General features: G+C 70.1%; 6 protein-coding genes. 3 read left to right on the top strand and 3 right to left on the bottom strand.

The features are described from left to right. Positions 1 to 56: 56 nt before the first annotated feature. Complete coding sequence (locus tag ACFWP7_RS24730) at positions 57 to 1,088, bottom strand: hypothetical protein (protein WP_384384753.1); 1,032 nt, start codon at positions 1,086 to 1,088, stop codon at positions 57 to 59. 255 nt (positions 1,089 to 1,343) lie between these two features. Here ACFWP7_RS24730 and tgmA point away from each other — a divergent pair, with 255 nt between their 5' ends. Both tgmA and tgmB read left to right on the top strand, forming a co-directional pair. Beyond that, positions 1,344 to 1,535, top strand: coding sequence for a putative ATP-grasp-modified RiPP (tgmA, locus tag ACFWP7_RS24725; RefSeq protein WP_266837178.1), 192 nt, complete (start codon positions 1,344 to 1,346; stop codon positions 1,533 to 1,535). Positions 1,536 to 1,550: 15 nt separating this feature from the next. Continuing rightward, complete coding sequence (gene tgmB, locus ACFWP7_RS24720) at positions 1,551 to 2,507, top strand: ATP-grasp ribosomal peptide maturase (protein WP_384384750.1); 957 nt, start codon at positions 1,551 to 1,553, stop codon at positions 2,505 to 2,507. A gap of 25 nt (positions 2,508 to 2,532) precedes the next feature. Here tgmB and ACFWP7_RS24715 read toward each other — a convergent pair whose 3' ends face one another. Together ACFWP7_RS24715 and ACFWP7_RS24710 are read right to left on the bottom strand one after the other, a co-directional pair. Next, positions 2,533 to 4,149, bottom strand: a complete 1,617-nt coding sequence (locus ACFWP7_RS24715; RefSeq protein ID WP_384384749.1) for a serine/threonine protein kinase — start codon at positions 4,147 to 4,149, stop codon at positions 2,533 to 2,535. 111 nt (positions 4,150 to 4,260) lie between these two features. After that, positions 4,261 to 5,472 (bottom strand): 4-hydroxybenzoate 3-monooxygenase, encoded by a 1,212-nt coding sequence (locus ACFWP7_RS24710; RefSeq protein ID WP_384384747.1) that lies wholly within the window; start codon positions 5,470 to 5,472, stop codon positions 4,261 to 4,263. Between the two features lie 400 nt (positions 5,473 to 5,872). Between ACFWP7_RS24710 and ACFWP7_RS24705 the strand changes: the two genes are divergently transcribed. Continuing rightward, complete coding sequence (locus ACFWP7_RS24705) at positions 5,873 to 6,667, top strand: SDR family NAD(P)-dependent oxidoreductase (protein ID WP_384384743.1); 795 nt, start codon at positions 5,873 to 5,875, stop codon at positions 6,665 to 6,667.

The following is a 6,667-nucleotide window of genomic DNA, read 5'->3' as shown; positions in this document are numbered from 1 at the left end:
CAGTGATCCCGTGGCCCCGCGAGAGAGGTCCCTTCTCGCGGGGCCACGGGCCCGACTCACCGCTGGGGAGCCGCGCTTCGAAGTGCCTGGATGCACGAGCCGATCGCCTGCTGGAGCTCTTCCAGACGCTGCACCATGTCGTCCTCGTAGATGTCGTCGGCGTCATCGAAGGTGAGCTCCTCGAACACCTTCGTGGCCTTCTGCAGGCTGCTGTAGAACTTTGTCCGGCGCTCCTGGACGCGCAGTTCGGGATCGGCCTGCACGGTCTCGACCACCATGTTCTTCATGGTGTCGTACGCGTCGGTCGCCCACTCGCCGGTGTCCTCGCCCTCCTCCAGCTCATCGAGGAGGGACAGGTGCCGTTCGGCTTCGGAGCGCAGTTCGGCCGGGGCGTCGAGGGTCTGCCCGGCCGGGGTCCTGATCTGGCCTTTCTCCGCGATCTGACGCACATAGCCGATCCGGTCGGCCGCCCTGCTCTCGGTGGCGACCGCCTTCTTCAGCTCGTCGGTGCGGGCGATGTCCCGGGCCAACTCGGCCTGGAGCGCCGGGTCCTCCTTCAGCCGGTCGAGGAGCGCGTGCCGCGCGGCCTGGGCGGTGGAGGGGTCGGCGAGAATCGCGGCCCGCAGCGCGGTGGGGTTCTCGGCGACCTCAAGGGCCTTGGTGGGCCGGATGCCCTCGGCCTCGGCGGCCGCCGAGATGGCGGTGCCACGCTCGGACGTGGCGCTGGAGCGGGAGACGTAGTACGTGTGCCACACGTCGGCGTCCGGGAGTTCGACGTCCTGGCCCGGAGCCAGTCCTTCGAAGTGCGGGACGAGACCGTCGTCGGCCGCCTTGTCCCACGCCTTGTAGTAGCGCATCACGCGCTCGGGCGAGCATCCGGCCAGCTCGGCGAACTCCTTCGCGGAGACCTTGGGCGTCTCGTCCGCGGACTGCCCGCCGGGGCGCACACTGCGCGCCACCTTCAGGGCGAAGCCCCAGCCGCCGGTCCGCGCGTAGGCCCCGAAGTCGCGTGCGTCACGCGAGACTTCGGGGTCCAGTGCGGCGCGGTGCACGGCGGATTCGTCGGACGGGGCAATGGCTACGGTCACCGGGAACTCTCCTGGGTAAGGTCGGCGTTTAGATCACTGAGGATGAAGCTTTGGCCGAAGCTTCGGCGGATAGGGACAAGAGCCACACGAATAAATCGGAAACAAGCGGACACACAAGTAAAACCGAAACGAGCAAGCCGGAATCGACGCGATGTGATGACCTTCACCCCGATGTGGCGGAAAGTGATGAATTCCTTACGGTCGTGAGACGTACGGGTGGGCGTAGAGCATCGTGAGACCGCGGGAGGATCTTTCGTGCGACCGTTCACACTCAACTACGCCCTGCCCACAGGGCAGTCGGCCGTGACAGCCGCGTACCACTTCGACGTATCACTCCAACTGAACGTGCTGCCCGACGGCCGCCCGGCTGTCAGCGATCGTGCGCTCCTCCTGGCCTCGGGAACCACGACGTCCACCGCCGGATCCCAGACCCACTTCGACGACTGACGGCAGCCCGCGCGCATGACGGTACTCATTCTCACAGCCGACCAGGACGTCACCGCCGACATGGTGGTGGCCAAACTGCACGAACAGGGCGTGCCCATGGTGCGCCTGGACCCCGCCGACGTGCCGGGCAAGGCGGTGCTGTCCGCCGACTACGCCCACGGCGACTTCGACGGGTATCTGTCGGTCAACGGCCATGTGCTCAGCATGGGAGGCCTGCGCTCCGTATGGGTGCGCAGGCCGGGCGAGCCGGCGGCCCATGCAGCCGATCCCTCGCCGTGGCTCACCGCCGAGACCCGGCAGGCCCTGTTCGGCATGCTCTACTCCGCCGCCGCCCGTTGGATGAACCACCCGCGCAGCGCCGAGCAGGCCCGGCACAAACCCTGGCAGTTGCGGATCGCGCACAGCAGCGGCTTCGCGGTGCCGCCCACCGTCATCACGACCGCTCCACGGGTCGCCCAGCAGTTCGTCCAGGAGTACCGCGAGGTGGTGGTGAAGTCGGCATCGGGGCCGCCGCCCGGCGATCCTCCGGTGGCCCTGCCGACCACACTGATCGGCCCCGACGCGGACTTCTCCGGCGTCGCGGCCGGACCCGCGCTGCTCCAGCAGTACATCCCCAAGCGCGCCGACATCAGGCTCACCGCGATCGGCTCCCGCCTGTTCGCCGCCCGCAAGACCGCCGAGCCCGAACAGGTCGACGGGCGTTTCGGTGAGACCGGACACCTCTGGGAGCCGGTCGCGGTGCCCGGCCGTATCGCGCGCGCCGTCCACGAGTACCTGACCTTCACCGGACTCGCGTACGCCGCCTTCGACTTCGCGGAGGACAAGGAGGGCCTCTGGTGGTTCCTGGAGGGCAACCAGGGCGGCCAGTTCGGCTTCGTGGAGCTGGAGACCGGCCAGCCCATCGCCGAAGCGGTCGCGCTGTGGCTGTCGCAGCGAAGACCTGATGGCCTCAGCCCCGCGGCACGAAGATGAGCCATGTCGGCGTCGGGCCTCCGCGTTACTCCGAGGCTTCCTTGAAGGACTTGAAGAAGGCTTCCAGCGCCGCCTGATTGGCGCCGTCGTCCCAGTCGTCGGCCGGCGTCGTCCAGCGCAGTGAGTAGCCCAGGCTGTCGCCGATGAGGAATCCCCGGCCGAGTGTGCGCTCACGGACCCCGTCGGACACGGAGATCCACTCCATGTCGGCACCCTCGTGGCCGCGGTAGTCCACGGCGCGGATGTCACCCAGGCGCTCGTAGCCGACGGAGTCGCTCCGCAGTGACGGCTCCAGGTCGGCCCAGACCTTGACGGGGTCGGGACCCAGCTGCGTGCTGTAGGTGACGGCCAGCGTGCGCGGATCCCCGCTCGCGCCGAAGGTGACGCGGTAGGCGCGGTCGTCGGTCCTGTTGGTCCCCAAGGGGTGCCAGCCCGTGGGGAGGTCGATGGAGAAGCCCTCGGGCGAGTTGTAGGTGGAGAAGCCGGCCGTCTCCTCGGCGGTGGGAGAGGGAGAGGGAGAGGCCGGGGTCGGCGATGGCTTCTGGGGCGCGGTGGCAGAACCGGTGGGCGTCGCGGACGGGCTGCCGGAAGCCGGCCGCGAAGGCGCGGGGGCGGTCGGCGAAGGTGCGGATCCGGACGCCGAGGTGTCGCCGTCGGGCAGCCCGCCCGCCGCGGTGAGGACCACGAAGCAGATGACGGTGACGGCCAGCGCCCCGCCCACCAGAACCGGCCGTCCGACCGGTCGCCCGCGCAAGGTCCGCCCCACCCGCCGGACACCGGCGCCGGTGTCCCGGAAGAGCGGCAGGCCCTCTGTGGGCGACGAGTCATCGAGGTCCTTCTTGAGGATGCGCGTCAGCGCCTCGCGCACCACGGGCTCGGGCACCCGTTCCAGGTGATCCCTGCGCAGGAGTCCCTGGATGGCGGGGCCGAGCGGTCCCGCGTTCAGCGGCTGCCGGATGGACAGCCGCTCCACGGCACGGAGCGTAGCGACGAGCCCGCCCCGTTCCCGGATGGCCGGCCGCCCCTCGACCATCGCGTACATGATCGCGCCCAGCGCCCAGAGATCCGCCGCGGGGCTGCTGGCCTCGCCGCGTGCCTGTTCCGGGGACGCGTACGACGGGGCGGTGACGCGCGGTGAGGAGGTGTCCCCCATCAGGCCGAAGCCGCTCACCGTGACGCCGCTCTGTTCGTCCACGCAGACCTGCCCGGGGCTGAGGTCGCCGTGAGTCTGCCCGTGCCGATGGGCCGCGGAAATGATGTCGAGAAGCCCGAGGCCGATGCGGGCCGTGCGGACGTAGTTCAAGGGACCGTTCACGAGGATCCCGCTCAGCGGTGCGCCCGCCGCCCGCTCGGTGACCGTCCACAGGAAACCGTTGTCCTCGATCACGTCGACGACGCTGGGCACCTTGCCGGGGCAGACCAGCCCCATGCGCTCGGACTCGCGCAGGACACGGGCGGCGGTACGGTGCCCAGCCCGACCGCGCAGATGGTCCGGTAGCCGCGACCGCGTCAGGGCCACCGGACGCCCGAACTCGACGTCCTCGCCGTGCCAGCCGACGCGGCCCTCCTCCCGGTGGACGACCGCCAGGAGACGGTATCGTCCGGCGACCAACTCGTCCGTGGGGCCTTGCACCTTGACCATGCTCATCCCTCGCTGCGCACCGGGCTCTCACCTTTCCCGGAAGTACGGAGGGGGTGACGTTGAGTGTTCAACGGGAGACGGCTCCGTACATACGTATTTTTCGGGACGGGCTCACCCCACGCTGCACTTGCCGATGTAGGAGTTGGCGAAGGTGGCCGCGGCGGCGGGCGATCCGAGGATCCGCCGCAGCCGGGCACCCGCGGATCCGGCCCGGAAGGGATCGCCGGACGACGGCCCGTGCAGCAACTCCGCGAACCACCGCGAGAACTCCTGGTACTCCCAGACACGTGTCAGACAGGCCGCCGAGTAGCCGCGCAGTCCAGCGCCGTCGCCCGTCCCGAAGTACGCGATGAGCCCGTCGGCCAGGAGCAGCGCGTCGTGGAGTGCGAGGTTCATGCCCTTGGCGGCGATCGGCGCCACGAGGTGGGCGGAGTCACCCGCCAGGAACAGCCGCCCGTACGCCATCGGCTCCACGACGTAGCTGTGCATGTCGAGCACCCGCTTCTCGATCAGCGGGCCCTCGGCGAGCGGCGGGGCGCCGGTGACCGCCAGCCGCGCGTGGAGCTCCGACCACACGCGGTCGTAGGACCAGTTCTCCGGGTCCTCGCCGGGCACGACCTCCAGGTAGTAGCGGGTGACCTGGGGGCTGCGGGCCATATGGGCGCCGAATCCGCGCGGGTGGACACCGAAGACGACACAGTCGGAGGACGGCGGCGCCTCGGCCAGGAGTGCCAGCCACGAGACCCCGTAGTCGTACCGCGCGACGGTACCTCGGTCGGGCGTCACATAGGTGCGGGTCACACCGCGTGCGCCGTCGCAGCCCGCGATGATCTCGCAGTCGATACGCCGCCGTTCGCCCGTCACAGGGTCCGTGTACAGCACCGAGGGCAGGTCTCCGTCTATGCCGTGCAACGCCACATCGCGTACGCCGAAACGGATGTCGCCGCCCCGGACGTCGGCGTACTCGCGCACCAGGTCGGTCACCAACAGCGGCTGCGGATAGACGAAATGGTGGTCCCCGGTCAGCTCGGCGTACCGGAACCGGTGACGCTCGCCGCCGGTCCGGAACTCGCACTCACTGTGCGGCTGCGCCTGCTCCACGAGCCGGTCGGCCAGCCCCCGCTCCCGCAGCGCGCGTACCGCCCACTCCTCGATGAACCCCGCTCTGGGCCGCTGTTCGATGAACTGGCGGCTCTCGGTCTCCAGGACCACGCAGTCGACGGACGCGGCCCGCAGGATGTTACCGAGGGTGAGACCGGCCGGTCCCGCACCGACTATGACGACGGGGACGCGCTGCACGGGGGTGGGGGTGGGGGAGATCACCCGAACATTATGGCGATGCTCCGTCAGCGCCGGACACTCCCCCCAGGACCGTCCGAGCACGCTCCACCCGTCGGCCCGCGCCACGAACTCCCAGCCCGCGTGCGGCACTTCGTACACGAGGAATCCCTGGTCCGATCGCACGGACACGGCCCCGCCCGCAGCGTCACGACCGAACCGGCCGCCGCCGATGCAGGCACCTCGGCCGGAGCCCTGACCGGCACCTGTACCGAGATCCGGCTCGTCCCGTCGACGAGGGACCACGCGACGGGATGAACCGTGCGGTGGCGTCTGCCGTGTCCGTCCGGCGGCGGGCGCATCGCATGCTCATCCACGGGTGTTCGCCGATGATCGTACGGGGAGGACTTGCCCCGGCCCGCCGACACGGCAGTGGAGTGTGCTGATGCAGCTGAACCTCGAAGGACGGACCGCGCTGGTCACCGGCTCGACGCAGGGCATCGGGGCGGCGATCGCTGTGGGCCTGGCGCGGGCGGGTGCCCGGGTAGGTGTCAGCGGCCGGGACGAAAGCCGGGTGGGCGAGGCTGTCGCGCGGTTCGCGAAGGAGGCCCCGCAGGCGCGCTTCGTCCCCGTGGCCGCCGACCTCGGCACCGCGGACGGAGCGGACAGGGCCCTGGAGGTGCTGCCGGACGTGGACATCCTGGTCAACAACCTGGGGATCTTCGGCGCCCAACCCGCGCTGGAGATCACCGATGACGAGTGGCGCCGCTACTTCGAGGTGAACGTCCTCGCGGCCGTCCGCCTCACCCGCGCCTACCTGCCCGCGATGATGGACCGGGGCCGGGGACGCGTCCAGTACATCGCCAGCGACTCCGCGGTGGTGGTCCCCGCCGAGATGATCCACTACGGCATGTCCAAGACCGCGCTGCTGGCCGTGAGCCGCGGATTCGCGAAGGAGGCCGCCGGGACGGGCGTCACGGTCAACTCCGTCATCGCGGGACCCACGCACACCGGTGGTGTGGAGGACTTCGTCTACGAGCTTGTGGATCGTTCCCTGCCCTGGGACGAGGCGCAGCGTGCCTTCATGCGGAAGTACCGCCCGCAGTCCCTCCTGCAGCGGCTGATCGAGCCCGAGGAGATCGCGAACATGGTCGTCTATCTGAGCTCGGACCAGGCCTCGGCGACGACCGGGGGAGCTCTGCGGGTGGACGGCGGCTACGTCGACTCGATCCTTCCCTGA

The organism is Streptomyces sp. NPDC058470 (genome assembly GCF_042721055.1).
GTDB lineage: Bacteria > Actinomycetota > Actinomycetes > Streptomycetales > Streptomycetaceae > Streptomyces.
This window is presented reverse-complemented; position numbering and strand designations above follow the sequence as displayed.

Coding starts and splice junctions, on each gene's coding strand:
- ACFWP7_RS24715 (WP_384384749.1), bottom strand. CDS start 4,149: ATGGTCAAGGTGCAAGGCCCCACGGACGAGTTGGTCGCCGGACGATAC.
- tgmB (WP_384384750.1), top strand. CDS start 1,551: ATGACGGTACTCATTCTCACAGCCGACCAGGACGTCACCGCCGACATG.
- ACFWP7_RS24705 (WP_384384743.1), top strand. CDS start 5,873: ATGCAGCTGAACCTCGAAGGACGGACCGCGCTGGTCACCGGCTCGACG.